This is a genomic window from Bartonella sp. AP57NXGY (genome assembly GCF_042195805.1).
Taxonomy (GTDB): domain Bacteria; phylum Pseudomonadota; class Alphaproteobacteria; order Rhizobiales; family Rhizobiaceae; genus Bartonella.
Window position 1 is genome coordinate 1 of the sequence record NZ_JBHIOZ010000585.1, and the last position, 633, is coordinate 633.

The 633-nt window shown below is 41.9% G+C and carries 1 pseudogene; it reads right to left on the minus strand.

The features are described from left to right. A pseudogene (locus ACFIL8_RS12175) lies at positions 1-633 on the minus strand (hypothetical protein); the annotation flags it as partial.

The following is a 633-nucleotide window of genomic DNA, read 5'->3' on the forward strand; positions in this document are numbered from 1 at the left end:
ACCGCACGTATGCCACCAAGTGCATTTTCATCCTTAACATACATATAACCTGATTCAGGCTTTGACAGCATGCCATCGGTATTCCCCCCTAATCCAGAAGTAGTGGAACGCTGTCCTCCTTGGACAGGTATAATTTTCCCTGTGCTTGTTGAGACTTGAAAAGTCATATCCTCAGGCAATCCCTGCTCTGCCTTTTCTTCTGATGTCAATGTTCTATAGGCTTCTTGAGGGCTTAACGTGCTGCCTATAACTTTCATGGCAAGATCTGGATATTGCACAAGGGCTTGTGCGTCTTTATCACTGTATCCTTTAGAGCGTAAAAACTCAAAAATTGGTCTATTTTGAGCACGTACATTATTGCCCTGCCGCATAACAAGTGCCGCATTTGAAAAACTTTCTTGCGGTGTTTTTCCTGATGCAAGCCCCGCAAAAAAATCCATTAAATGCTCGGAAAATTCTGATTTTCTAAAACGCTCCCATAAGCCGATTGGATTTGCATCTTTATGAATAAAATTTCCAACTGCGTTTACATAATCGGTTGCCTGTTCGGGCTTAGCACTTGCTTTTAAATGCTCCTCTTCTGGTAAGTGTGCATTCAAATGTTTTTCTTCTCCTATAGGTGCATCAAAAAGC